Origin of the sequence: Lamprobacter sp. (genome assembly GCF_034860625.1) — a bacterium.
GTDB lineage: Bacteria > Pseudomonadota > Gammaproteobacteria > Chromatiales > Chromatiaceae > Lamprobacter.
This window is the reverse complement of record NZ_JAYESN010000048.1, coordinates 13728-36356: the sequence shown is the minus strand read 5'-3', so window position 1 is coordinate 36356 and position 22629 is coordinate 13728. Positions and strand designations below refer to the sequence as shown.

The 22629-nt window shown below is 62.7% G+C and carries 21 protein-coding genes and 2 pseudogenes; 9 read left to right on the top strand and 14 right to left on the bottom strand.

The features are described 5' to 3' along the window. From arsB to VBE63_RS13845, 4 genes are all read left to right on the top strand, one after another. Positions 1–1070, top strand: a 1070-nt coding sequence (arsB, locus tag VBE63_RS13860) for an ACR3 family arsenite efflux transporter (RefSeq protein WP_323683617.1), incomplete at its 5' end; no start/stop codon positions are given. Positions 1071–1081: 11 nt separating this feature from the next. Then, the gene (locus VBE63_RS13855) at positions 1082–1540 is read left to right on the top strand and encodes a thioredoxin family protein (RefSeq protein WP_323683616.1); all 459 of its coding nucleotides are present in this window, start codon (positions 1082–1084) and stop codon (positions 1538–1540) included. Continuing rightward, a complete protein-coding gene (locus VBE63_RS13850; protein WP_323683615.1) occupies positions 1537–2400 on the top strand; it encodes a cytochrome c biogenesis CcdA family protein in 864 nt (287 codons plus the stop codon). The genes VBE63_RS13855 and VBE63_RS13850 overlap by 4 nt, the downstream gene beginning before the upstream one ends. Before the next feature lie 192 nt (positions 2401–2592). Further along, positions 2593–3756 carry a disulfide bond formation protein B gene (locus VBE63_RS13845; RefSeq protein WP_323683614.1) on the top strand — a complete coding sequence of 388 codons (1164 nt, stop codon included), beginning with the start codon at positions 2593–2595 and terminating at the stop codon, positions 3754–3756. Positions 3757–4242: 486 nt separating this feature from the next. On the opposite strand, the gene VBE63_RS13840 is transcribed toward VBE63_RS13845, so the two are convergent. Beyond that, positions 4243–5013, bottom strand: a complete 771-nt coding sequence (locus VBE63_RS13840) for a sensor domain-containing diguanylate cyclase (protein WP_323683613.1) — start codon at positions 5011–5013, stop codon at positions 4243–4245. A gap of 5 nt (positions 5014–5018) precedes the next feature. Between VBE63_RS13840 and VBE63_RS13835 the strand changes: the two genes are divergently transcribed. Further along, positions 5019–5267 carry a hypothetical protein gene (locus VBE63_RS13835; protein ID WP_323683612.1) on the top strand — a complete coding sequence of 83 codons (249 nt, stop codon included), beginning with the start codon at positions 5019–5021 and terminating at the stop codon, positions 5265–5267. Positions 5268–5381: 114 nt separating this feature from the next. On the opposite strand, the gene VBE63_RS13830 is transcribed toward VBE63_RS13835, so the two are convergent. Further along, entirely contained in the window at positions 5382–6575 is a 1194-nt protein-coding gene (locus VBE63_RS13830; RefSeq protein WP_323683611.1) for a hypothetical protein, read from the bottom strand. 269 nt (positions 6576–6844) lie between these two features. Between VBE63_RS13830 and phoU the strand changes: the two genes are divergently transcribed. Beyond that, a complete protein-coding gene (gene phoU / locus VBE63_RS13825; RefSeq protein WP_323683610.1) occupies positions 6845–7576 on the top strand; it encodes a phosphate signaling complex protein PhoU in 732 nt (243 codons plus the stop codon). A gap of 66 nt (positions 7577–7642) precedes the next feature. Here phoU and pstB read toward each other — a convergent pair whose 3' ends face one another. The 8 genes and pseudogenes from pstB to msrB all read right to left on the bottom strand — a co-directional run bounded on the left by pstB (position 7643) and on the right by msrB (position 15787). Beyond that, complete coding sequence (gene pstB / locus VBE63_RS13820) at positions 7643–8506, bottom strand: phosphate ABC transporter ATP-binding protein PstB (protein WP_416274556.1); 864 nt, start codon at positions 8504–8506, stop codon at positions 7643–7645. A 214-nt stretch (positions 8507–8720) separates the two neighbouring features. Beyond that, positions 8721–9515 (bottom strand): annotated as a pseudogene (gene pstA / locus VBE63_RS13815) (phosphate ABC transporter permease PstA); the annotation flags it as partial. A 528-nt stretch (positions 9516–10043) separates the two neighbouring features. Further along, positions 10044–10550 (bottom strand): annotated as a pseudogene (locus tag VBE63_RS13810) (DUF3333 domain-containing protein); the annotation flags it as partial. After that, on the bottom strand, positions 10543–11934 hold the full coding sequence (gene pstC, locus VBE63_RS13805) for a phosphate ABC transporter permease subunit PstC (protein ID WP_323683609.1): 1392 nt from the start codon (positions 11932–11934) through the stop codon (positions 10543–10545). The gene pstC and the pseudogene VBE63_RS13810, both read right to left, overlap by 8 nt. 124 nt (positions 11935–12058) lie before the next feature. Then, positions 12059–13102, bottom strand: coding sequence for a PstS family phosphate ABC transporter substrate-binding protein (locus tag VBE63_RS13800; protein ID WP_323683608.1), 1044 nt, complete (start codon positions 13100–13102; stop codon positions 12059–12061). A gap of 139 nt (positions 13103–13241) precedes the next feature. After that, positions 13242–14105, bottom strand: a complete 864-nt coding sequence (locus VBE63_RS13795) for a trypsin-like peptidase domain-containing protein (RefSeq protein ID WP_323683607.1) — start codon at positions 14103–14105, stop codon at positions 13242–13244. Between the two features lie 8 nt (positions 14106–14113). Next, complete coding sequence (locus VBE63_RS13790; RefSeq protein ID WP_323683606.1) at positions 14114–15328, bottom strand: D-alanyl-D-alanine carboxypeptidase/D-alanyl-D-alanine-endopeptidase; 1215 nt, start codon at positions 15326–15328, stop codon at positions 14114–14116. A 60-nt stretch (positions 15329–15388) separates the two neighbouring features. Further along, the gene (gene msrB, locus VBE63_RS13785) at positions 15389–15787 is read right to left on the bottom strand and encodes a peptide-methionine (R)-S-oxide reductase MsrB (protein WP_323683605.1); all 399 of its coding nucleotides are present in this window, start codon (positions 15785–15787) and stop codon (positions 15389–15391) included. Positions 15788–16372: 585 nt separating this feature from the next. Here msrB and VBE63_RS13780 point away from each other — a divergent pair. Next, complete coding sequence (locus tag VBE63_RS13780; RefSeq protein ID WP_323683604.1) at positions 16373–16990, top strand: hypothetical protein; 618 nt, start codon at positions 16373–16375, stop codon at positions 16988–16990. A gap of 112 nt (positions 16991–17102) precedes the next feature. Then, positions 17103–18032 carry an archaetidylserine decarboxylase gene (gene asd, locus VBE63_RS13775; protein WP_323683603.1) on the top strand — a complete coding sequence of 310 codons (930 nt, stop codon included), beginning with the start codon at positions 17103–17105 and terminating at the stop codon, positions 18030–18032. A gap of 56 nt (positions 18033–18088) precedes the next feature. Here asd and epmA read toward each other — a convergent pair whose 3' ends face one another. Together epmA and efp are read right to left on the bottom strand one after the other, a co-directional pair. Further along, complete coding sequence (epmA, locus tag VBE63_RS13770; RefSeq protein WP_416274555.1) at positions 18089–19123, bottom strand: EF-P lysine aminoacylase EpmA; 1035 nt, start codon at positions 19121–19123, stop codon at positions 18089–18091. A gap of 98 nt (positions 19124–19221) precedes the next feature. Then, the gene (gene efp / locus VBE63_RS13765; RefSeq protein WP_323683602.1) at positions 19222–19794 is read right to left on the bottom strand and encodes an elongation factor P; all 573 of its coding nucleotides are present in this window, start codon (positions 19792–19794) and stop codon (positions 19222–19224) included. A gap of 96 nt (positions 19795–19890) precedes the next feature. On the opposite strand from efp, the gene epmB reads away from it, so the two are divergent. After that, positions 19891–20898, top strand: a complete 1008-nt coding sequence (epmB, locus tag VBE63_RS13760) for an EF-P beta-lysylation protein EpmB (RefSeq protein ID WP_323683601.1) — start codon at positions 19891–19893, stop codon at positions 20896–20898. A gap of 123 nt (positions 20899–21021) precedes the next feature. Here epmB and VBE63_RS13755 read toward each other — a convergent pair whose 3' ends face one another. Beyond that, the gene (locus VBE63_RS13755; protein ID WP_323683620.1) at positions 21022–21939 is read right to left on the bottom strand and encodes a 5'-nucleotidase; all 918 of its coding nucleotides are present in this window, start codon (positions 21937–21939) and stop codon (positions 21022–21024) included. 135 nt (positions 21940–22074) lie between these two features. After that, positions 22075–22599, bottom strand: coding sequence for a hypothetical protein (locus tag VBE63_RS13750; RefSeq protein WP_416274554.1), 525 nt, complete (start codon positions 22597–22599; stop codon positions 22075–22077). Positions 22600–22629: the final 30 nt, after the last annotated feature.

Genomic DNA, 22629 nt, shown 5'->3' with positions numbered 1-22629 from the left:
GCCAGTGCGAGGTCGCCGGCAAGCAAGCCGCCGGCGCCGAGATGGGCCTGTTCGAGCGCTATCTGAGCCTGTGGGTGGCGCTGTGCATCCTGGCCGGCATCGGCTTGGGGCATTTCGCCGCCGATGCCTTCCAGACCATCGGCGCCCTCGAGGTCGCACAGATCAACCTGCCGGTGGCGGTGCTGATCTGGCTGATGATCATCCCGATGCTGCTGAAGGTGGATCTGACCGCCTTGTCGGGCGTGACTCAGCATTGGCGCGGCTCGGTGGTGACACTGGTGGTCAACTGGGCGATCAAGCCGTTCTCGATGGCGCTGCTGGCCTGGCTGTTCATCCACCAGTGGTTCGCGCCCTGGCTGCCGGCCGGGCAGATCGACAGCTACATCGCCGGCATGATCATCCTCGGCGCCGCACCCTGCACGGCGATGGTGTTCGTCTGGAGCAATCTCTCGCGCGGCGAGCCGCACTTCACCCTCGCCCAAGTCGCCCTGAACGACCTGATCATGGTGTTTGCCTTCGGCCCGATCGTGGCGCTGCTGCTCGGGCTGACGGCGATTGTCGTGCCCTGGGAAACGCTGCTGCTGTCGGTGCTGCTCTACATTGTGGTGCCGCTGGTGATCGCCACCCTCTGGCGCCGGCTGCTGCTGCGTGCCGATCCGCAAGGGGGCGCGCTGGCGCGCGTGCTGGAACGGCTGCATCCGATCTCACTGCTGGCCTTGCTGGCAACCTTGGTGCTGCTGTTCGGCTTTCAGGGCGAGCAGATCATCCAACAGCCGTTGATCATCGGCCTGCTGGCGGTGCCCTTGCTGATCCAATCGGGGCTGATCTTCCTCATCGCCTACCTCGCCAATCGCTGGCTGCGCTCGCCGCATTGCATCGCCGGCCCCTCGTCGATGATCGGTACCAGCAACTTCTTCGAGCTGGCGGTCGCCACCGCCATCGCGCTGTTCGGCTTCGAGTCTGGCGCCGCGCTGGCGACCGTGGTCGGGGTGCTGATCGAGGTGCCGGTGATGCTGCTGTTAGTGCGCGTAGTGCTGCGCACCCAGGCTTGGTACGAGCGCGGCCTGTGAATGGATAACCGATGATGAACACCCGCACACGCATCCTAACCCTGGGCCTGGCCGCCGTCCTGATCGGCGGCGGCATGCTGCTGAACCGCTGGCTTGGCGGCGACGCCGCAACGCCTTCGCTGGCCGAGGAGCGCGACGGCCCCACACTCGCCGCAGCGCTCGCGCAGCCCCGTCCGACGCTGATGGAGTTCGGCATGGACAGTTGCGCGAGCTGCCGCGCGATGCAGCATCAGCTCGAGCGCCTGCGCAAGACGCATCCGGAAACGCTGCAGGTCGTCTCGATCAACCTGATGGAACAGCGCGACCTGGCTGAGCAGTGGCGCATCCGCGCCATGCCGACCCAAATCCTGCTCGATGCCGATGGCACGGAGGTGGATCGGCATCTCGGCTTCATCTCGGCCGATGCGCTGCTCGGGCGCTTTGCTGATGCGGGCGTCGATCTTGGCGAGCCGGCGAACACAGCCCGATGAGTGCGCTTGCCGCTATCTCCGATGCCCTCGCCGGCACCCCGATGCTGGCACTGCCAGCCGCCGTGACCTGGGGCCTGGCGAGCATCTGGCTGAGTCCCTGTCATCTCGCCGGCGTGCCCTTGATCGTCGGCTGGCTGGCGACGACGCCTGCCACCGCGTCCGTGCCGATCGCAAGGTCGGGCGAGAAGCCGCGACAAGCAGGCGTGATCACCAACTCCAGCGCTTGCAACGACGCGGACCTGGCCGCGACGTCGCCGCATGGACTCGCCCCGGCTGCGTCAGGCCAGGTGAGCGTGAACGGTCTAACAGCCCACTCGAGCGCTGATCAGGGTGGCAGGCGGGCCGCCATCATCCTCGCCTTCGGCCTAGGCACCCTGCTGAGCCTGATCCCACTGGCCATCGCCGCGCTGCTGCTCGGGCGCCTAGCCGGCGATCTGGGCTTTTCGGGCAATTATCTCGCCGCTGTCTTCTGCATCTTCGGCGGGCTCTATCTGCTCGACTGGCTGCCGCTGCCGCAGCTCGGCCGCGGGCTGCCGCAGCCGGCCAAGCGTGGCCCTTGGACAGCGCTGCTGCTCGGGCTGGTGTTCGGGCTCGCGCTCGGCCCCTGCGCCTTCGCCTGGATCGCACCGGTGCTCGGTGTCGCCAGCATGCAGGCGGCAACCGGTTTGGTGTTGCCGAGCGTGCTGCTGGTGCTGTTCGTGCTTGGTCATCTGGCCGGCGTGCTGCTGGCCGCCGGTTCGCTGTCGCTGGTGCAGCGCTGGCTCGATGCCCTCGGCAGCAATCGCGGGCTGGCGCTCGGCCGCGCCGCTTGCGGTGTGCTGTTGTTGGTGGTTGCCGGGGTACTGATCGATAGCGCCTGAACAGGGATCGCACCTGAACGCGACGCAGCGAACCAGCCGCTCGCGCGCTGTTGACATTGGCATTAGCGCTTCGCTTTCAACGGCTTTCCGATTCGAGAGCCCGCGCGCGGGAACCATCGGGAGGTCGACATAGACCGCGATGCGGTCAGCCCAAAATCATCAATCGCGCTTCACGGAAAACCGGAGACACGCATGTTCCCGACCTCGAATCGCTGGCCATGGCTGCACATCGCCGCCGGCAGCGCTGCACTTGCTCTGACAAGCATCCTGTTGACCGAATGGCTGGCACTTCAGCCCTGCCATCTGTGTATCTTCCAGCGCCTGCTGTTCATGCTGATGGCGCCGCTGGCGCTGATCGCGGCCTTCACCAGCGGCTGGCCGCGGCGCGTCAGTGGCGCCCTCACCGCCCTGGCGGCGGCCGGTGGCGCGGCCACCGCTGGTTTCCAGACCTGGCTGCAGGCGCAGCCGGAGGGCACGGTCTCCTGTCTCGGTCCGGACATGGGACCGATCGAGCACTTTGTCGAATGGCTCGGCCGACTGCAACCGAACCTGTTCATGGCCACCGGCTTCTGCGAGGACCTGGCCCTGGTGATCCTTGGGCTGTCACTGGCGCAATGGGCACTGCTGGCCTTCCTGCTGGCGCTGGGTCTGAGCCTATGGTGGCTGGGCGACGCCACGCACAGGCTGGGCACGCTGGCCAAGAATCCTCAGCCCGCTCGCTCCTTCGTCGCCTTTCTGGTGACCTGGTCGTTTCTGCTGCTGACCATCACCGGCATCGTGCTTTATATCGTCCCCTCCGGACAGGTGGCGCATTGGACGCTGTGGAGCTTCGCCGGCCTCAGCAAGGAGGGCTGGGCCGATGTGCATATCCTCTTCGGCGCCCTGTTCATCGTCGCTGGCGCGCTGCATCTGTATTACAACTGGAAGCCGTTCAAGAAATACCTGGCGACCCGCATCAGTGGCCATCTGACGCTGAAGCGGGAGTTGGTGACCTCGCTCATCGTCACCGTCCTGCTCACCATCGGGGCGCTGTTCGCGCTTCCGCCGGTAAGCTGGTTGTTCGATCTCAACGATGCAGCGAAGTCGATGTGGGCGCGGGATGCCGAACAGCGCCCGCCCTATGCCCGCGCCGAGGCGACACAGCTGCCGGTGCTGGCGCAACGGCTGGGGCTTGATCTGGAGGCCATGGTCGCGGCGCTCGAACAGGCTGGCATCCGTATCAACGACCCCAAGACCAATCTCAAGACCCTCGCGCGCGTCAACGAGACCACCCCGGCGGCCTTGTTCGCGCTGATCCCCAAGCCACACAAGCCAGCGCGCGGTAAGACAGGATCAGAAGATCCGGGAACGCCCTGATTCGAGACCGGAAAGGCTAAACGCCGATCTGATGCGTAGAAAGCCGTCATTCATGCGGCCCGATGCATCGTCGTCTCGACCTTTCTGGGGCTGTTTTGATGTCTTTCTGGTGCCGGTGCTCTAGATCTGCCTGCACCTGTTCTAAGCGCGCCTGGGCCTGCTCGATCTCAGCGCGGCGGTCTTCGAGCTCATCTCGCGTTCTGGTGCAAAGAATCGGCTCCCATCCTCGCCTATGCTGGAACCATAGGACAGGTCGGATGTTCAGAGAACGCCTCATCTTCCGGCACACTTGGCGCTTGCCAACAGAGGAACGGACGCACAGACCGCGCACGCTTCGAGCCGGAGCGCTGGGTCGAGGACGACGTCCGGAGGATCCAGATGGGCGAGGTGGCCGCTCAGCGCCCGGGTACCAGCCTGCGTGGTCGGCATCGCTTCGCCGTCGCCGAGGTCAAGAAGATCCTGCGCCGGATCGGAAAAGTTGTCAGATCAAAGTCTTGGGCTCAGCCTGCAGCAATTCCTTCCCTGCTCTTTCGCGATATACAGCGCCTGATCGACACGTCGAAACAGACTATCGATGCTGTCATCCTGGGCGAACTCGGTCACACCGATGCTCACGGTGAGTCGCTCGATGACGGGAAAGCTCGCTTCGGCAATCGTCTGGCGCAACTGCTCGGCCAGCCGCAAGGCACCACTGGCATCGGTCTCGGGCAGCAGAAGACCGAATTCCTCACCGCCCCAGCGCGCCAAGCCATCGCTCTGACGCAGTCGCTGGAGCATCACCTTCGCCAGGGTTTGCAAGACCTGGTCGCCGACCGCATGGCCATGGGTATCGTTGATGCGCTTAAAGCGGTCGATGTCGAACAGCAGCAGGGCAAACACCTGGCGATAGCGTCTTGCCCGATCCATCTCGGCGCGCAGCCGTTCGTCAAACGCCCGCCGGTTGGCGAGTCCGGTCAGCACATCTTGATAGGCCTGCACATGCAAGGCGCGCTGGAGCCGATCGCGCTCAAGCGCTGCGCTAATGATATCGGCCACCAACCGCAACAGGCGCATCTGAAAGTCGGTCCACTGCTTTCGCGTTCGCACATAATCGAGCCCCAGGAGGCCGTGCATCTGCTCGGTTTCGAACAATGGCATGGCAAGCATGGATTGAATCTCGCCGTCCTCCATGATCTTCAGCTCCTCGGGCGAGAGCTTGGCGATGTCGTCTTGGGTGACCCAGGCCGCCTGGAAACGCGGCCTCGGCAGCGCGGACAATGCGCATGGCGATGGCCGGCAATGGCGTGTCGTTCAGGATGTCGCGCAAAATGGCCTGCCTGCAATTCGCGCTCGCGCCGCTCTGTGCGCTGATGGTCGCTGACATCGATGAACGCACCGAGACAGCCATCATCGATCTCCGTGTGATGGATCTCGACCGTCCGCTGCTCGCCGTTTTTACAGGTCACCTTCGTTTTAAAGGGCATGCGACTGGGATCACCGTCAGTAGGAGGGTTATGGGTCATAAACGATGACCTTGGTCTGGATGGGTGGCGTATTGGACGCTGTGGACCCTAGGTGGACTCAGCAAGGAAGGCTGGGCCGATGCGCATATCCCTGTTCGGCGCCCTGTTCATCGTTGCCGGCGCTCAGACTGCCGGTGGAACCCATAGGCGACGATGCGCAAGTTCGCCGCCGCAGGGCTGGCCTTTTACCTCGGCAAGTACCTGGCCAGCGTCATCGCTGAGGCGCCAATCGGCGATACCGATCTCCTCGCTGATGAAGAAATGCCGCACCGCGAGCCGCTGACGACGTAACAGCGGAATCCGATGCAGCACCCGATTGTCGAGGCTCAAGCGCAGCCCGCCAGACTCGGCCTCGATGCGTCGCCCTAATGGCCGAGACACACCGAGCACAGGATCGCGAATCTGCTCGGGCCAATCGAGACGCAGGCTCTCGGCTGGAAAACGCCACTGACGTAGCGCCCCATCCTGCGGCCAACAGACCTCAACGTAGCGCAGCGCCTGGCTGCCAGGATAGGTCTGCAGCACCAGGGCTTCGTTGGTCTCGGGCTTGGGCACGAACAGGAAATCCCAGCCCTGCAGCGGTAGTGGGCGAATGCCAAGGCTGTGCTCGGCATAGCCGGCCGCAGCACGCCAGGCCACGACAGGTGACTGACCCGAGGCGACACGCGCTCGTAATGCCGCCGACGCGTAGCAGGGATTGATGCCGCCTGCCGTTTCAGCCAGACCCTCGAGAAAGCTCGGCTCAAGCGCCAACTCGCCATCGGACCAGGCCATCGGCGCTGGGCATTGAACCTGCCAATGTGCCCCAAGGGCGCGACCAAACCAGCCGTCGATGCCGGTATCGATCGCGTTTGGCAAGCCGGTTCCAGGCAAGCCACGATGCGACAGGCGGAGCTTAAGCCCCTGCCCCGCCTCGATCTGTAACTGTGCCTCGGCCGCGCTCGCTTGGCGCAGTTCCACGCAAGAGTGGACATCGTCAGCACGCAATGTAGCCCCAGCACCAACCTTTCCCGAGCTGGAGCCAGAGCCTGGTCGATCAAAGTGACAAGCATCAGGTGCGAACAGATGCATCCAACACAGCTCGGCAGTTTCATTGCCGAACAAAGGACCTGCTCCCCTAGCGTCGGCGACCGAGCCTGGCAGCCGCGGACGATCAATGACGCCAGCGACAATCAACAACAGCCCTCCCTCTGCGATCTGTCGAAAGCGACGCTCGGGATTCACCAGGGCCAGACCGACGATACCCTGAAAGGCTGGCGAGAGCACCGCAAAGTAGCGCCATTCGACAAAGCTGGCCCGCGCCAGCCCGGTCAACAACGGCGAGCAGGAGATGGGGATTGCGTTTGGGTTTGGGTTTGCCGGAGCCTGCGACCGACCGCGGCAACCAGACGACAGACACGCTTGGTACCCTGGCCACAGCCACTGATCAGTCGGCGGCACATCTCGGCGCATGCACTCAGTTCCTCGTTCGGGTCGCGAAGCGTTGAAGTCGACCATGGGGTCAATATTGTCCCTAAGAGAGCCCCTTTTCCAAACGCATCTATGCGAAGATTCAATTCCATTTTTGAAACCAGAGGCTAGAACCGATGCACCCGTCTGACGAGCATCATCATATTGTAAGCGCCTACGACCTTGAGCTTGCCCATCTGCGCAGTCTGGTCGTCGATATGGTCTCCGCCGTCGTGCGGCAGACGCAGGATGCGGTCGAGGCGCTGACAACGAGCAGTCACGGACTCGCGCACGAGATCATCAACCGCGATCCTGAGGTCGACTCGCTGAGTCTGGCAGCAGACGAGGAAGTGTTTCGGGTCATCGCCAAGCGACAGCCAACGGCGATCGACCTTCGCTTAGTCTTGGCGACCGCTCGCATTGTCGGCGATCTTGAGCGGGCCGGCGACAAGGCCAAGCGGATTGCCAAGCACAGTCTCAAATTGCTCGAGACCGGAAGCAGTCCAGCCTTACCCGAACCCGCTATCGAGGCCATGCGGCGCTTGATGGACATCGACTGCGAACTACTGCAGAGTGCCGTTACCGGTCTGGTCGAGGCCGATCTCGACAAGGCGATTGCCGTCTTTCAAGCCGACTCACGGCTCAATGAGGCTAGCGAGCAACTGCGTACCGCCCTTTTCGATCCCACCGCGGGGTTGAGCGGCAACCAATTCGCCGGACTGCTGACGGTGGCCCATGCACTCGAGCGAACCGGCAACCACGCCAACAATATCGCCGAGCAGGTGGTCTACGTAATCACGGGTGAAGATGTACGCTTCCGCAACCGCGAGCTGCTTATCGATAGCCTGAGCAGCCGGCGCCGCGCCTAATCACCACCGCGCCTTCCTATCCCGAGCGAGCACCGATAGCCCCGGCCAGGCCGGGGCGTCGACAGCTTAGCCGAAGCGCCCAGTAATGTAGTCCTCGGTCAGCTTGTGCTGCGGTTGATTGAAGATATCATCGGTGGTGCCGACCTCGACCAAATCGCCGAGATGGAAGTACGCCGTGCGCTGGGAGACACGCGCGGCCTGCTGCATCGAGTGTGTGACGATGGCGATCGTGTACTGCTGGCGCAGCTCGTCGATCAGTTCTTCGATGATTGCAGTTGCGATCGGGTCCAAGGCTGAGCAGGGCTCGTCCATCAAGATCACCTCGGGCGAGACCGAGATCGCCCGCGCAATGCACAGGCGCTGCTGCTGGCCGCCGGAGAGCCCGGTACCGGGCGCATCCAGCCGATCCTTGACCTCTTTCCACAGGCCCGCACGTTGCAGACTGGTCTCGACCAACTCGTCGAGTTCGCCGCGATTATTGGTCAGGCCGTGGATGCGCGGAGCGTAGGCAATATTCTCGTAGATCGATTTTGGGAACGGGTTTGGCTTCTGGAACACCATGCCGACCCGCGCGCGCAGCGGCACCACGTCGATGCTACGGTCTTGGATCTCTTGGCCATCGAGCTTGATCGAGCCTTCCACTCGCGCCACCGGGATGGTGTCGTTCATCCGATTCAGGCAGCGAAGAAAGCTCGACTTGCCACAGCCGGAGGGGCCGATCATCGAGATGACCTCATTGCGACCGATATCCAGGCTGACGTTCTTGATCGCATGGTTGTTGCCATACCAGACATTGACGTCTCGGCACACCATACTTGGGTCTGCTGACCTGATCTCGCCCACGGTGGTGGCCGTGGAATGGTCTTTAGCGAGACTGTCAGCCGTGACATCGATTGGCTTCACGGCGATTGCTTCTGCGGTCGTATTCATAAGAGGCTCGGAAGATGACTGTCGAGACCCGATCGTGGCCGGCGTCTCGCCGTTGTTCGCGGTCTCCTGCGGATTGTTAATGCCTTGTTCGGTATTCATCGCGGCGGTCTTTATGAGGTTTTACATCAATGTGGCAACCGGCCGCAGTGATGATTATCCATCTCTGATGACCTGAGCTGCCGCTGATTCATGCCGCCTAATGACCCAGAGTGTCTTACCAACGCCGCTCGAAGCGACGGCGCAGCAGCACGGCGGTCAGGTTCATCAGAATCAGGAAGGCCAAGAGCACCATGATCGCTGCCGAGGTGCGCTCGACAAAGGCGCGCTCGGGGCTGTCGGCCCACAGGAAGATCTGCACCGGCAACACCGTGGCCGCATCGGTGAAGCCTTGGGGCACGTCCACGATGAAGGCGATCATACCGATCATCAGCAAGGGCGCGCTCTCACCCAGCGCTTGGGCCATGCCGATGATGGTGCCGGTCATCATCCCCGGTAGTGCCAGCGGCAGCACATGATGCAGCCGCGCCTGCAGTGGCGAGGCGCCAACGCCGAGCGCGGCCTCGCGGATCGAGGGCGGCACCGACTTCAACGCCGCACGGCTGGCAATGATAATGGTTGGCAGCGTCATCAGGGTCAGCACCATGGCCGCCACCAGCGGAGTGGAACGCGGGATACCAAAGAAATTGATGAACACCGCCAGACCAAGCAGACCGAAGACGATCGAGGGCACCGCCGCGAGGTTGTTGATATTGACCTCGATGAAGTCAGTAAAGCGATTCTTCGGCGCAAACTCCTCCAGATACAGCGCCGCGCCGACCGCAATCGGGAACGAGAACAGCAGGGTCAATACCAAGGTGTAGAAGGAACCCATGACCGCACCGGCAATACCGGCCAGTTCGGGCTCGCGCGAGGTGCCGTTGGTGAAGAAGGGCAGGTTAAAGCGCTTGCTGATCAGCCCCTCATGCTGCAACTGCAACACCCAGGCGACCTGCTGGTCCGTCAGTCGGCGCGCATCCTGGGGTGTGGTGAGTTCAATGGTCTGCCAAGTGCCTGGCTCAGCGGGGGTCATCGAGGCCGGCGGCACCAAGACCTCGCCGCGCGCGCTGTCCGCCTCCAAAGCCAGCAGCTTGATCAATCCGTCATTGACGCGCAGCAAGAAGGTTGGCGCCTCGGCGCTCAGCACCAATTCATCGCTGCCAGCAGCCTCGTCGCGCAGACCCTTGATCTTCCCCTCGAGTCGGTCGATATCGCGGACGTTGCGAGCGATCTCACGCTCGATCTCAGCGATCTCCTTGGCGTCGAGGGTCGATTGCGCCAGACGCTCGGCTTGTTTGTCACGCCCGCTTCCAACGCGCTCCTGCTCACGAGCGAGCGCATCGGCGGCATTGGTCAAGCGTTTGCGCGCCTGCTCGAGCAGCGGTTTCAGCCCCTCATCCGAGACACGGACCACGACCTCCGCGCCCGTCTTCGTCAGGTCATCGCCCTCAAGCGTGACGATCCCAGTCCCTTCAGCGCGCAACACCGGGGTCGACCGGCCCTTCATGAAGACATCAACATCGTCGTTTGCCAGCAAACGCACCGAGCGCTCGCTGCCGATCACTGACGGATCCCGCGCCACCAGATCCCGTAATTGCAGGGGCGCGCCGGGACTCATCAACTCATCCAGGTTGCGCCGTTCGCTGCGCCCGGTCACCTCAGGGAACTCGGCACGCAAGGCGTCGCGGGCGAGCATGAGAAAATTCACCGAGCGAAGTCGACTGGCGATCTCGGCCTCATCCAGCTCCCCATCACGCAAGGCGCCGGTGGGATCAATCGTCTCTGCCTCGAATGCCACGGGCAGTTCGAGATAGGTCTGAAAGAAGGCGGTGTAACCGTTGCTGACGATGCTGATGAAGAGGATCGCGACAAAGCTGAGTCCCAGCACGACGGCACTGGCGCCGAGCAGCCGGAACCGACGCTCAGCGCCGTAACGCCGTTTCAGGCTGGCTTCGACGATCTCACGCGGGCTGCGGCTCGCGCCGCTGGCGGTGGTGGTCTTAGTCATACTGTTCCCGATACTTGCGGACGATATGCAGGGCGATCACATTGAGGATCAGGGTCACGACGAAGAGCGTGAGTCCGAGGGCAAAGGCGGCGAGGGTCTTGGCGCTGTCGAACTCCTGGTCACCGGTGAGCAAGGTCACGATCTGCACCGTCACCGTGGTGACGCTCTCGAGCGGATTCGCGGTGAGATTCGCGGCCAGGCCGGCGGCCATTACCACGATCATGGTCTCGCCAATGGCGCGCGAGACCGCCAAGAGTACGCCGCCGACGATGCCCGGCAGCGCGGCCGGGAAGATGACCCGGCGAATGGTCTCCGATTGCGTCGCGCCGAGCGCGTAAGAGCCGTCGCGCAGCGATTGCGGCACGGCATTGATGACATCCTCGGAGAGCGAAGAAACGAAGGGGATGATCATGATACCCATCACCAGACCCGCCGCTAGCGCGCTCTCGGAGGCGATATCCAGGCCGATGCTCTGGCCAAAGCCGCGCATGAAGGGCGCCACGGTGAGGGCGGCAAAGAAGCCATAGACCACGGTCGGGATGCCCGCGAGGATCTCGAGGACCGGCTTGGCCCAGGCGCGCACCTGACGCGGCGCGTATTCCGCGAGATAGACTGCCGAGAGCAGCCCGACCGGAACCGCCAGCAGCATGGCAATAAACGAGATCAGCAAGGTGCCAGTGAACAGCGGAATGGCGCCAAAAGCGCCCGAAGCCCCGACCTGCTCGGCGCGCAGCGCGATCTGAGGACTCCACTTGGTGCCGAACAGGAATTCAGTCCAGGGCACCATCTGAAAGAAGCGGATCGACTCGGTCAACACCGACAGGACGATGCCGAGGGTGGTCAGGATGGCGATCGACGAAAACAGGATGAGCACCAGCATCAAGATCGATTCGACCCGATTGCGGGCGCGAAAGCTCGGCTGCGTGTGTTGCCAAGCCCAGGCCATGCCCGCCAGCACAAAAGCGGCGGTCAACGCCCAGAGGCTGAGGTTGGCTATCTGCTGCAACTGTTGAAAGCGATTCGCGGCGGCCTGGACCTCTGGGCTCGGATCACGGCCCATGAGATTACCGCTGGCGAGGTTACGAATGTCGCTGGTCAGCAGGCTCAATTGCCCGTCGGAGAGGTCGGCGGTGACCTCCGGCGGCAGTTCGGCGAGGGTCAGCGCGGTGAGGATGTGCCCTTGCAGGCCAACCCAGAGCAGCAGCAGCAGCAGCGCCGGGAGACCGACCCAGAGCGCTGCGTAGTATCCATAGTAGGCCGGCAGCGAGTGCAGGCGATTGATCTGAGCGGCGCCGCCGACAACGCTGATGGCGCGTTGGCGCCCGATGTAGTAAGCCAGCCCCATGGCGGCCAAGACGATGAATAACAACAGCGTGGAACTCATAGCGGCGCGTGTTCTTTGCGGTAGAGAGGACAGCGATCACGGAACACGCCGACGGACCTCAGGGACCGTCGGCGTTGAAGTGCGATGCTGCCGCAGGATGGCAGCAGCAGGCTGCGACTGACCCTTATTCGGGGCTCGACATCGGCGTCAGAGACTGCGCTGACTTGGCCACTTCAGCACGCATTTTGTCAGGCAGCGGAACCAAGCCTTTGCTGGCTAGGTAGCCGTCTGGACCCCAGGCGTTCTCGCTAGTGAATTCAGTGACGAATTCCTGCATGCCCGGAATGGTGCCGACATGCGCGTTCTTGACATAGAAGTACAGCGAGCGCGCGACCGGATAATCACCGCTGGCGATGTTATCGAAGGTCGGCTCGACGCCATTGATGATGGTGCCCTGCAGCTTGTCGGTGTTCTGATCCAGGAAGCTAAAGCCGAACACGCCAAGCGCGTCCGAGTTTGCGTCGAGCTTTTGCACGATCAGGTTGTCATTCTCGCCGGCTTCAACATAGGCGCCGTCTTCACGAATGGTGTGGCACACCGCCTTGTACTTCGACTTGTCTTCGCTCTTCATCGCGGCGACCCAGTCGAAGGTCTTGCAACCACCTTCCAGCGCGATCTCGGCGAAGGCGTCGCGCGTGCCGGAGGTCGGCGGCGGACCAAGCACCTCAATGGCGCGATCAGGCAGTTCAGGATTCACATCCTTCCAGGTTTTATAGGGGTTTGCGACCAGTTCCTCGCCACCCTCTGGGTTCGGCACGTCTTTCGCCAGCGCCAGCCAGAGGTCACGCAGCGACATGCTGATCTGATCGGCCCTTTTCGAGTTGGCGATCGCAATGCCGTCGTAACCGATCTTGACCTCGGTGATCTCGGTGACGCCGTTGTCCTGGCACTGCTCGAACTCAGAGGCCTTCATCCGCCGCGACGCATTGGTGATGTCCGGTTGGTCGACACCGACGCCGGCGCAGAACAGCTTCATGCCGCCGCCCGAGCCGGTCGACTCGATCTTCGGCGTCTTGAACGCGGTGGCGTTACCGAAGTTCTCGGCAACCGTGGTCGAGAACGGGAACACGGTCGAGGAGCCGACGATGTTGATGGTGTCGCGAGCCATCGCTTGCGACGACAGGGTCAGGGCGCCGAGGACGGCAACGGCGAGTGCGGACTTCTTCATGGAGGGACTCCATTAGCGGGTGGATCGAGCCGCTAATTGTGGACTCAAACTATTGTCATGATATGACAAAAATATTGCCGTTTGATGACGCTCGCTGGGGTGCCGTTCGCCATGACCGTTTGGCAGCCAGGGTATCCGCTCAGCGCCGTCCGATGATGCGTCGCATGGCCAGTTGGACGCGGTTGCTCGGCACCGAGAAGCCGATCCCGACGTTGCCGCCCGAGGGACCGATCAGGGCGGTGTTGATGCCTACCACCTCCCCTGCGAGATTGACCAGCGGGCCGCCAGAGTTGCCGGGATTGATCGAGGCATCGGTCTGGATCAGGCCACCAAGGGTATCGCCGGCAATGCCGCCGCGACCGACGGCACTGACGATGCCCGAGGTGACGGTCTGACCAATGCCAAACGGATTACCGATTGCGACCACGAAGTCGCCAACCTCCAGCGCGGAAGAGTCGCCAAAACGCAGGGCCGGCGCCCGCACTGGCGGAATCCGTAGCACGGCGGTATCGGCGCTGGCATCACTGCCGATCAGGGTCGCCCGGAAGCTGCGCCGGTCTTTCAGCGTGACGATGATCTCGGTTGCATCGCGAATCACATGCGCGTTGGTCAGCACATAGCCGCGCGCAGCATCAACGATCAGGCCAGAGCCGACACTCTGCGAGCGCTGACGCTGCATTGTTTCGGGTAGCGGCAGATCGAAGCGCTCAAGAAAACGGCGAAAGGCCGGGTCGCGCAGGAATGGATGCTCCGCAAGTCGGGTCTCGGAATCAACCGAAATGTTGACCACCGCCGGCGTGATCGGACGGAGCAAAGGCGCTAACGACGGATAGCTTTTGCCCCCGATACCCTTGAGATACAGGGGCAGCGCGGACCTTTGATCAGTCGACTCCAGACCAGGTTGCGACCCATTATCGCGTGACGGCGCAATCGCCGTGCCCGCGCAGCCGCTGACGAGCCCCAGCAACAGCACCACAGAGAAGGTCAATCTGAGCCGGTCCATCGGCGGCACTAGTCTCGCGCTAAGGTTGGAGAGCGTACCAAGGCGCTCGCCACCTCGAGACGGAAGCCATAGGCCACCGGCTGATTGATCATCAGACTAAACGGCAGCCAGTCGCGTCCACGGCGGATGAACCCGGCATAGGTGCTGACCCCGCGCAAGGTGCCGGTCTTCGCACGCACGCCCGGATCATTGTCCTGCACGGGCAGCAATTCGAGATAGGGTCGCAGCCGCTCCAGCACATCCAGCATCTGGCGGCCACTGAGGCGATTACCGCGCGAGAGGCCGGCGCCGTCTTCGATGCGGAAATCACGCCAAGCAAAGGTCTGGCGCGCCCAACGCTCCATGGTCTGCTGCGCGCTGTCCATGCTCGCGCGGCCGCTCTGCTCGCCGAGTAACAGAAACAGATCGTTGGCGACAAAGTTAGTCGAATACTCAAGCATGTTCTTGACCACCTGGCCGAGCGTCTGGCTGCTGCGATGGGTGTAGACCAGCTTCGCCGACTGCGGCACCGTCCCTGCCTCAATGGGCGCCCCAACCTGAATGCCGCTCTGCTGCAGCTTGGCCTTCAAGACCTCGCCAAAATGACCCAGCGCGGTCTCGCCATCGACCAGATTGATACGGTGCTTGCCGTCTCCGAGCCCGCGGCCGAGTCGCTGTGCGGTTGGGGTGATGGGCGTTTGCACCTCAGCGCTGGTGACGCGCCCGGCCAACACTTGCAGACTCACGGTGTTGAAGTTGAGCCCTAACGAGGTCACCGGGGCGTCATAAGGGTTATTGCTTGACGAGCGGCCGGGGATGATGACTTGCGTCCCGAACAATTCCGCATCGAGCCCGAGCCCGGACACTGAGCGCACAGCAGCCGCCTTGAGTGCGCTCACTACCCGATCCAGCTCCTCTGAGACCAGATAGGGGTCGCCGCCGCCCTTCACCCAGAGGCGATCATCGCGACCCAGATAGAAGCGCGTCTCGAAACGGTGTTTCAGACCCCAACGCTCAATCGCGGCCAAGGCGGTGACCAGCTTCATCGTCGAGGCCGGAACCAACAGCCGATCCGGCTGATCGGCGATTAGCAGCCGGCGGCCATCGCTGACCACCAGGCTGGCATCCTGCAGGGCCACAGCTTGCTCGACCGGCCCAGCGACGGCGGGACTACCGAAGACGAGCCAGAGCGAAAGGCCAAGCAGCAAGCCAGTGACCGCCCGCGAAGGGAACAGAACGCACATCAGCGACACCCCAATCGATCGCATTCAGAAAAAAACGCCCGCGAGCATAGCACGGGGCGCTTAGGGCTTTGGCTCCAACTCCAGCGACAGCGAGTTGATACAGTAGCGCAAGCCCGTCGGCTTCGGCCCATCAGGAAACACATGCCCGAGGTGAGATTGGCATCGCGCACAATGCACTTCGGTTCGACGCATACCATAGCTCGCGTCAGTGTCGGTCTCGATTGCGGACTCGTTCAAGGGCGCGTAAAAGCTCGGCCAGCCGGTGCCAGAATCGAACTTGTGCTCGGCGTCGAATAACGCGGCACCGCAAGCGGCACAGCGGTAACGCCCCGGCATCTTGGTGTCGAAGTAGGCACCGCTGAAGGCCGGCTCAGTGCCATGCTCACGCAGCACCCGGTATTGTTCGGCGCTCAGCTGCTGGCGCCATTCGGCCTCGGTCTTCTCAATCTTCTCGCTCATGCATTTGGCCTCGTGATCCTGGTCGGATTCTGGTGGACTGAACAACTGTCTATGTTTTTCGGCTTCCCAATTTCTACCGAGCAGTGAGGTTCAAGTCGGGAAGTCGTTGATCCTAAGAAGAGCATTTCAACCGCAGATGACGCAGATTAACGCAGAGATTTCAATACATTGCAGATGATCGTGGCTTCACCTGTTGGGCGGCCAGGTTAAACTCGCAAGACCTTGTTTTATATTATTTTAATCTGTGCACATCTGCGTCATCTGCGGTTTATAGGTTGATGGACAGTTTCTGGTGGCTGTGATGGGATCGCGCCGTGCGGGATCTCGGCTGCTGGTTGAGGCAACACTGCCGGCGTCGCTAGACTCGCGCGGCGTCAAGCGCCTATTCTCTCCCTATCTTCTCCAGATGACCTTTTCCGGCGTTACTTTCTCCGGCCCTACCGCTCCGGTCTCCGCGATGCTCCCCTCTGCGTTCCCAACCCTGACTTATCGCCTGATGGGGCCAAGCCCTGCCGATGTCCACTCTGTCCGTCCAATTCACCTAGTCCACCCTATCCACCCTATCCAGCTTCGTCAGGCCTAAGCATGCGCCGCTCTTCTCGCCCCTTCATCGCCCGCTTGATCATGGCCGTTGCCGCCGTCGGACTCTTTATCGTCGGCTATCAGTGGGGCAACCAGTTCCAAACCGCCCATCAGGCGCCACTGCGCATCAATGGCCTTTTGCTGCGCCCGCCCGTTGAATTGCCCGAGCTTGATCTGCACGGACCTCAAGGCCCGTTCAGCCGCGCCGACCTAGACGAGCATTGGTCGCTGATCGCCTTCGGCTCACCAGGGAGTGCGGCCGGCCACCTGGGCGTCTCGCGGCTGATCGAGATTGCAAACCGCATCGCCGACCAGCCCGATCTGCGCAAGCAGCTTCAGCTGTTGCTGATCAGCGCCGATGATGCGCCGATCCTCGCCCGCGACTTTGAGCAGCTCACGCCGAGCTTGCGAGTCTTAAGTGCCCCCGAACCGCAGCTGGCCGAGCTGAAGGACGCGCTTGGCGCCGGGCCGAGTGAGCCGGCAGAGGCGGCTGTCCAACCCCCACCACTGTTCTTGGTTGATCCAAAGGCGCGCTTGGTTACCCTCTTTGCGGGAGGACAGCCGGCTGCCAGCGTTGCGGATGACCTGAAAATGCTGTCAGGGCGATCCCCAAACCAGTAAGACTGGCGCCACGCATCGGCGCGGTTCATCCTCGACCAAATCCGTCTGCGAACCCCTCTAGCAACTCCACCTCGCGCACCTGACCAGCGCGTCCGACTAGCGAAGCCCATCAGTGACTCATCCCCTAACCAGATCCAACCCAGACCGCAGAGTCCGCAGCTTCGGCGCCCGCCTGTTCGTGGGGCTGCAGTACCTGCTGCCGCAGCACGCCCTCTCCAACGCGATGTTCTGGCTCACCCGGCGCCCTTGGCCGGTGTTGATTCATTGGGCTATTCGGCTCTATGTGCGCATCTTTCGCGTCGATCTCAGTGAGGCGGCTGAGCCCGACCCACGCGCCTACCCGAGCTTCAACGCCTTCTTCACGCGCAGGCTGCGGGCCGATGCCCGGCCGCTACCGAGCCAATCGAACGCCATCGCCTGCCCGGTCGATGGGCGTGTCAGCCGGGCGGGAAGGATTCACAACGGCGCACTCATTCAAGCCAAAGGACGGGACTACTCGCTGGCGGCCTTGCTGGGGGGCGATCCGTCGCTGGCGGCTTTATTCGAGGACGGCCTTTTTGCGACGCTTTACCTGTCACCCCGGGATTACCACCGCATCCATATGCCGATTGCGGGCCGCCTGCGACAGACCATCCTGGTCCCGGGTCGGCTATTCAGCGTGAATCCGACCACGGCGGCTGCTGTGCCGGACCTCTTTGCCCGCAACGAGCGCGCCATCTGCCTGTTCGACACTCGCGCCGGACCCATGGCCGTGATCCTGGTCGGCGCCATCTTTGTCGGCAGCATCGAAACGGTCTGGTCTGAGCGCCTAACACCACCGCGCGCACAGGCGATCCGAGTCGACGACGCTGGAGACGAAGGCCCAAGCCTGAGCCGCGGCGATGAGTTCGGCCGCTTCAACATGGGCTCGACCGTGATCCTGCTGTTTGCCGCCAACAGCGCGCACTGGGAGCCACAGCTGCAGCCAGGGACAGCCGTGCGCTGTGGCGAGCAGATCGGTCAGTTGCAGCGCGACCGATTGCCAGCTGGGTCGAAGCCTTAGACGATGACCGAATACGCTCGCAGCGACTTGCGACAGGAGATTTGACAGCAACCGCATCAGGCGCGCTCGACCGGAAACGCCAGCACCGCGTCAATCTGATCTGCGCCGAGCGCGCACATCAGCAGCCGATCGAGTCCCAAGGCAACCCCCGCGCTGGCGGGCATGCCGGCCTCTAGGGCTGCCAAAAAGGCCTCATCGATCGGCGGCACTGGCTGTCCTGCGGCCCGGCGGGCGCGCTGATCAGCCTCGAACCGGGCACGCTGCTCCTTGGCGTCGGTCAGTTCATCGAAGCCATTCGCCAGTTCCATGCCATCCAGATACAACTCGACGCGCTCGGCGACGCTGGGGTCACCCTCGCGCAACCGTGCAAGCGCGGCTTGGCTAGGCGGATAATCGCGGACGAAGGTCATGCGGTCACGGCCTAGACCAGGCTCGAGGCACTGGCTCATCAGCAGATCCAGCCAGCCATCGCGGTTCAGCTCGAGGTGTTCGCAACCCTCGAGACCGCTTGCCCTCGCCACGGCCTTGAGCACTGCAGGGGTTGCTCGCCAGGGGTCTACCTGCAGCCGATCCATAAACAGCTGCCGATAGCTCAGCACCTCGCGCTCAAGCCCCGGCCGATCGAGGATGACCCGCACCAGGTCGGCGACCTCATCGATCAATGCACTCAGAGACCAGCCGGGCCGATACCATTCCAAGAGACTGAACTCAGGATGATGCCGGCGCCCACGCTCGCCATCGCGGAAGACCTTGCAGACCTGGTAGATCGGACCACTCCCCGCAGCCAGCAACCGCTTCATCGGCAGCTCGGGTGAGGTATGCAGATAGAGCCTTTGACCCAACGGCGAGCCCGCATCAGACCCAGACCAGCGGGTGCGCAGCGATGCAAGTGCTGGATCAGTCGTCGCGCTCGCCGAGAGCAGTGGCGTCTCGACCTCTAACACCTCGCGCTCGGCGAAAAAGTCGCGCAACCGCTGGAGCATGCGCGCGCGCGCGCGCAGCGCATCGAGCGAAGCGGTTGGCTGCCAGCAAGCGTGCCTCGCATCAGCGCGACCTCGCGGCTTGTCGCTAGCGATCGTCGTCCGGCTCACCGCTGCGCCGTCGCTATCGCGTTGCCGGCAATCGCCTAAGATCACAGGCCATCAATTGCTTTCCGCTTTGAGCGCCACTGTCCAGCAATCGTCGGGGATCATTCTTCCTTGGCGCGCGAGACGTAAGAGCCGGTGCGCGTGTCGACCTTGATCATCTCGCCGGTCTGCACGAACAGCGGCACATTCACCACTGCCCCGGTCTCGAGCGTCGCCGGCTTTCCGCCACCGCCTGAGGTGTCGCCCTTCAAACCAGGATCAGTCTCGGTGATCTCGAGGACGACGAAGCTTGGCGGATCAACACTGATCGGCTGGCCGTTGTAGAGCGTGACGCTGCAGAGATCCTGCTCCTTGATCCACTTCGCCGCCTCGCCGATCACGGCCTCATCGGCGGTGAGCTGCTCGAAGCTGCTCGGGTCCATGAAGTGCCAAACCTCGCCGTCGTAATAGAGATACTGGAGATCGGTCTCGAGCACATCAGCCGCTTCCACCGAATCGCCAGACTTGAAGGTCCGCTCGACAACACGACCGGTCTTCAGATTGCGTACCTTGACGCGGTTGAAGGCCTGACCCTTGCCGGGCTTGACGAACTCGTTCTCGACGATCGTATAAGGATCGCCATCGAGCATAATCTTCAGCCCGCCCTTGAATTCATTGGTCTTGTAACTTGCCATCAGATCCTCTTGCAGTGCATCGTGCGTTCAATGCGATGGTCAGCCCGGCAGCGTCATGAGTCAGGGCGCCAATACCGGACAGAAACCAAACCGACTATGGTAGCGCGAACCCAACAGCGATGGCAGACCCCGAGCTGGAAACAGGAGCTAGCGGCGGCCTTCACCGACCCCATCGCGCTGCTGCAAGCACTCGAGCTGAGTCCAGCCCAGCTGCCCGCACCGATTCAGCCGTCGACCCGCTTTCCGCTCCTAGTCCCGCAAGGCTTCGCGGCGCTGATGCGCCGCGGCGACCCCAACGACCCGCTCTTGCGACAGGTCTTGCCGCTCGCCGCGGAGACGCGCCCGGCAGCAGGATTTGTCCTCGACCCTGTCGGTGATGCCAATGCTCGGCTTGCGCCCGGGCTACTCCAGAAATACCAGGGCCGCGCGCTGCTGATCACGACCGGCGCATGCGCGCTGCATTGTCGCTACTGTTTCCGCCGCCACTTCCCCTATGCCAACACTGGCGCCCGTAGCGATCGCTTCGCTGCCGCCATCGCGGCGCTCGAGCAAGCGCCTGATGTCGAGGAGATCATCCTCAGTGGCGGTGACCCGCTGATGCTCGATGACGTTGCGCTAGCGGCCCTGATCGCTCGTCTGGATGATCTGACGCAGCTGAAGCGGCTCCGCCTGCACACACGCCTGCCGAGCATCCTACCGAGCCGAATCACCGAGCGGCTCTGCGCGATCCTATCGGGCAGCCGGCTTCAGGTCATCGTCGTCGCCCATATCAATCACCCGGCCGAGCTTGGACAAGAAGCGCGCCTCGCGCTGCTCAGCCTGGCCGGACTCGGCGCGCCGCTGCTCAACCAAAGCGTGTTGTTACGTGGCGTCAATGATGAACTCGAGACCCTCGCCGAACTATCAGAGGCGCTGATCGCAACGCGGGCACTACCCTACTACCTACACCTGCTCGACCCCGTCAGCGGCGCCGCGCATTTTGACGTCCCGGAGGCCGAGGCCCGCGTCCTCATCAGCCAACTCCGGCGGCGGCTGCCCGGCTATCTGGTCCCAAGACTGGTGCGCGAGCAGCCTGGCGAACCCTCGAAAACCGTCTTGCTCTAACGTTCATCCTGCGTCGCCACCCCGGGCGCTGAAGCGCTGGCTTCAAGGTAACGCTCAGCGCAGTGCCCCACCCCGGCGATAAAGCGCTGGCTTCAGGGTCACCAAAATGGCGCCGAGTCGCGCTCAGGGGTCGCGACGGTTTGCAATCCCGTGCGGCACATGGCCGGTGGTCACATGGCCCTGGGTATCGCGGCAATGGTGCTCTTGATCGTCGAAAAAGATATCGGCATCGAAGGCGGCCAGAAAGGGTCCCTTGGAGAGACCATCGAGGAACAATGATTCATCGATACGGATATTCCAGGCGCGCAAGGTGCGCACCACCCGCTCATGGGTTGGAGCGCCACGGGCGGTGATCAGCGCCGTGCGCAACGGCGCTTCATCGATCGGAAACAGGGCCTGAATGCGTCGCAGCGCGACGAGGAACCCCTTGAAAGGCCCATCGGATAAGGGCTTTTGCGCGGCAGCAACCTCATTCGCAGTAAATGCGGCCAAGCCTTCGGCGCGAAAGATCCGCTCCGACTCATCAGAGAACAAGACTGCGTCGCCATCGAAGGCGATGCGCAGTTCCTCATCATCGTCATCGACCGCGGCGCGCGCCGGCGCCGGCAAGATGGTCGCCGCGGCGCAGCCCGCATCAAGTGCCTGGCGCACATCATCGCGGTCCGCCGACAAGAACAGGTGGGCGCCGAATGCGGAGACGTATCGGTAGGGGCTAGCGCCACTGGTAAAGGCCGCGCAATGGATCGCGAGCCCGTGATGGCGAATCGAGTTGAAGACCCGCAGCCCGGTGTCGCTGCTGTTGCGCGACAGGAGGATGACCTCGACCCGACCGCGCTCGCCAAGTCGCTCATTCAGAGCGAGCAGCTTTTTGACCAGCGAGAAGGCCACGCCAGGCGCTAGCACCTCGCCCTCATGTGCCACTTGGTAGGCGTGATAGGCTTCGACCCCGCTCTCTTCGAACACGCGATGGGATTCGGAGAGGTCGAATAGGGCGCGCGAGGAGATCGCGACGACGAGGCGGATGCGAGGCGCAGCGGCCATGGCGTCTATTGCCACAGCCATCAGCTCCGGAGCTTTTTCCGTCACGGGCAGGGATTCAGCGGTACGCATGTTCGCGAGCGCGAAGGCCGTTTGCCTTTAGCCAAGCCTTGAGAGCCAAGCCCTGAGCCAAGAAGCTCACCAAGGCATGAACGAGTTCATGAAATGCATTGGGCGGCCGATGCTGCGGTTCATCGAGCCAATATCGTCGCGCATCGTCGCCGTCGTAAAGTTCATCGACTGCATCGACTGCGTCATACCCTCGATCGAGCTCAACATCGGCTCAAGCGTCGCAACATCTCGCGCCATCGAATCGACACCCACAGTCATGGTGCGAACGTTGGAGCTGATCTGCCCCATATTGTCCGAGATCGACTGCATGTTGCTCGCCAGCACCGTCATGTTCGAGTCGACGCTGATCGCCAGATAATGCACGTCTTTGGCCAGGCTAAAGACCAGGTAAAAGCCGTAGGCTGCAAGGATGATGAACGCAAACAAGGTGGGATAAACGATCAGCTCCCAGCGCCGAGCGCTGGTCTCGAACGCCTGTGATAACCGATCCATCGCAAACTGGCTGGCAACCTGATCAACCTCTGGCGCCTCGAGTTCTGTCGTGCCCGTCTTGTTGATCGCCTCTCGCTCGTGCGGGTTCTTGCCTGTCATTAGAAATCACGACCTCTCAGGGACCGCCGC

Bases quoted from the DNA above. Each gene is read 5' to 3' on its own strand.
- VBE63_RS13855 (WP_323683616.1), top strand. From the start codon at position 1,082: ATGATGAACACCCGCACACGCATCCTAACCCTGGGCCTGGCCGCCGTC.
- epmB (WP_323683601.1), top strand. From the start codon at position 19,891: ATGGTAGCGCGAACCCAACAGCGATGGCAGACCCCGAGCTGGAAACAG.
- VBE63_RS13795 (WP_323683607.1), bottom strand. From the start codon at position 14,105: ATGGACCGGCTCAGATTGACCTTCTCTGTGGTGCTGTTGCTGGGGCTC.
- VBE63_RS13835 (WP_323683612.1), top strand. From the start codon at position 5,019: ATGGCGATGGCCGGCAATGGCGTGTCGTTCAGGATGTCGCGCAAAATG.
- efp (WP_323683602.1), bottom strand. From the start codon at position 19,794: ATGGCAAGTTACAAGACCAATGAATTCAAGGGCGGGCTGAAGATTATG.
- phoU (WP_323683610.1), top strand. From the start codon at position 6,845: ATGCACCCGTCTGACGAGCATCATCATATTGTAAGCGCCTACGACCTT.
- msrB (WP_323683605.1), bottom strand. From the start codon at position 15,787: ATGAGCGAGAAGATTGAGAAGACCGAGGCCGAATGGCGCCAGCAGCTG.
- pstC (WP_323683609.1), bottom strand. From the start codon at position 11,934: ATGAGTTCCACGCTGTTGTTATTCATCGTCTTGGCCGCCATGGGGCTG.
- pstB (WP_416274556.1), bottom strand. From the start codon at position 8,506: ATGAATACGACCGCAGAAGCAATCGCCGTGAAGCCAATCGATGTCACG.
- VBE63_RS13755 (WP_323683620.1), bottom strand. From the start codon at position 21,939: ATGGCCGCTGCGCCTCGCATCCGCCTCGTCGTCGCGATCTCCTCGCGC.
- VBE63_RS13845 (WP_323683614.1), top strand. From the start codon at position 2,593: ATGTTCCCGACCTCGAATCGCTGGCCATGGCTGCACATCGCCGCCGGC.
- VBE63_RS13750 (WP_416274554.1), bottom strand. From the start codon at position 22,599: ATGACAGGCAAGAACCCGCACGAGCGAGAGGCGATCAACAAGACGGGC.
- VBE63_RS13790 (WP_323683606.1), bottom strand. From the start codon at position 15,328: ATGTGCGTTCTGTTCCCTTCGCGGGCGGTCACTGGCTTGCTGCTTGGC.
- VBE63_RS13800 (WP_323683608.1), bottom strand. From the start codon at position 13,102: ATGAAGAAGTCCGCACTCGCCGTTGCCGTCCTCGGCGCCCTGACCCTG.
- VBE63_RS13780 (WP_323683604.1), top strand. From the start codon at position 16,373: ATGCGCCGCTCTTCTCGCCCCTTCATCGCCCGCTTGATCATGGCCGTT.
- VBE63_RS13850 (WP_323683615.1), top strand. From the start codon at position 1,537: ATGAGTGCGCTTGCCGCTATCTCCGATGCCCTCGCCGGCACCCCGATG.